The following is a 1,901-nucleotide window of genomic DNA, read 5'->3' as shown; positions in this document are numbered from 1 at the left end:
TGTTGCAACCAAGTTGAAATGTCCTCGGCTGCGCAAAGCAGAAATGTCTCACCGAGAGTGGAGAAGCATGGCCGGGCAGGGCGGAGACCCCACATATCGCAGCCCTGATCGGCCATGCGTTCAGAGCCGGAGCTTGCGGCGCTCCTTTGCGCTGTAGAAGGCCCGGAGACCTTTCTCATCGAGGAGCTTCTCGAAGGCCCGCCAGGCAAGGCCGTCGGCAAAATATGGAGGGTTGTCCAAGATCGTCAGCGTCCCGAAGGCGTTCTCCACCGACAGGATCCACGACGGATCGTCTGAGGTTCGGTAAATCTCCACGGTGAATCGGTGGCCGTCGATCACCACGTCCTGCGTCAGGTTCGAGAAGATGATCTCCGGCTCTGTGTTGCCTGCCATGTGCCTGCCTCGGTCATTCGCTCACTCACTCGCTCGCGGCGGAGGTTAGCATCGCGGCGACGCGGCGACAGCGTCATTCCGGGGGTGCTGCGGCCCGCGCCTTTGCCTGGCGCGCTGCCAGCGAGTTCCAGCCGTCGTTGCGGCGACCTGTCGGCTCGTAGCGGGTCCGCTGCTTGCCGGCCCGCCGCTTCTTCGGAGGCGCCTTGTCCTGCTCGGCCTTGATGTACTCCAGCACCGCGCTCAGATGCTTGTTCTCGGTGATCGCGGCATGGCTGACACGCTGGTCTTTGTCGAACACAGAGTAGGGCAGCGACACGCCTTTCCAGCGGACCTCGAACCGGCCATCGGGGAACTCGTAGGTGTCGACATACTTGCCAGGCAGTGCGCGCGTGATGTCGTTCTCCGCAAGGATGATGCGCTGCCGCTCATAGGAGAAGGCCAGTTGCCTGGTGACATAGCGCTCATCGCGGAAGCACAGGATCTCTCGCAGACGCTCCGGTTCCATGTTCAGGGGCCGGTGCAGGTTGTCGGCCCGTAGCGGCGCCTTGGCGAACTTCGCATTATGGCGCGCCAAGAACCTTGGCAGGATCGCGTTGCCGGCTGCCATGTCGCAGACGCCCGCCAGCCGTAGTTCCTTCACCAGCCGATCCTGCAGGGTACGGTTCGCGCGCTCGACGCGGCCCTTTGCCTGGCTGCTGTTTGCACAGAGGATCTCGATGTTCAGATCGTTCAGCGCCCGACCGAACTGGGTCATGCCATGGCCCGACTTCGCCCCTTGCTTGGCGACACGGAACACCGAGTGCTTGTCGGAATAGAAGGCCACGGGCCGGCCGTGCGCCGCGAGATACCGCTCGAGCGCGCCGAAATAGCTGAAGGTGCTCTCAGAGGCTACAAACTCCAGGTGCATCAGCGTGCTCGTGGCGTCGTCGACAAAGGCCAGCAACGTGCAGGCCGGACCACGTTCCTCGAACCAGGCGTGATCAGAGCCGTCTATCTGCACGAGCTCGCCATAGCAGTCCCGGCGCCGGCGCGGCTGATGAAACGTTCTGCGCTGCTTGCGCGACAGCCAGATGCCGGCATCCTGCATCCATTTGCGCAAGGTCTCCCGCGACACCTTCAGGCCATGGTCTTCCGCCAGCTTCTCGGCTGCGAACGTGGGCCCAAAGTCGGCGTAGCGCTCACGGATCAGCGTCAGCGCAAACTCACGCACCGCGGGATCGATCCGGTTGTTGGACGGACGTCCGCGGGCCTTGTGCCGGATCGCCGCCGGACCATCGGCCTGGAACGTCTTCAGAAGCCGGTGAACCTGCCTTCGGCTCAGGCCCAAGACCGAGGCTGCCGCCACCGCAGACATCCGGCCTTGCACCACATCACTCAGGACTTCGATCCGGTTCAGCTCGCGCTCGCTCATGACCACCAATCCCACGGCCGCACTCCAATCCTGCCCATTCAGGGGAGTGTGACACTTCAGCTTTGCTCATGTGAGACATTCTAACTTGGCGCTTACA

General features: G+C 63.0%; 2 protein-coding genes. Both read right to left on the bottom strand.

Annotated elements, in window-relative coordinates; translation table 11 throughout:
* Positions 1-120: 120 nt before the first annotated feature.
* A complete protein-coding gene (locus tag G0Q01_RS24560; protein WP_164213945.1) occupies positions 121-393 on the bottom strand; it encodes a hypothetical protein in 273 nt (90 codons plus the stop codon).
* A 73-nt stretch (positions 394-466) separates the two neighbouring features.
* The gene (locus tag G0Q01_RS24555) at positions 467-1,819 is read right to left on the bottom strand and encodes an ISNCY family transposase (RefSeq protein WP_164213944.1); all 1,353 of its coding nucleotides are present in this window, start codon (positions 1,817-1,819) and stop codon (positions 467-469) included.
* Positions 1,820-1,901: the final 82 nt, after the last annotated feature.

Source organism: Salipiger sp. PrR007 (assembly GCF_010499845.1).
Classification (GTDB): domain Bacteria; phylum Pseudomonadota; class Alphaproteobacteria; order Rhodobacterales; family Rhodobacteraceae; genus Salipiger; species Salipiger pacificus_A.
The sequence above is the reverse complement of the archived record's forward strand: the minus strand, read 5'-3'. Positions and strand labels throughout refer to the sequence as shown.

What these genes read in the sequence shown, in the direction of transcription:
- G0Q01_RS24560 (WP_164213945.1), bottom strand. Translation starts at nt 393, where the DNA reads ATGGCAGGCAACACAGAGCCGGAGATCATCTTCTCGAACCTGACGCAG.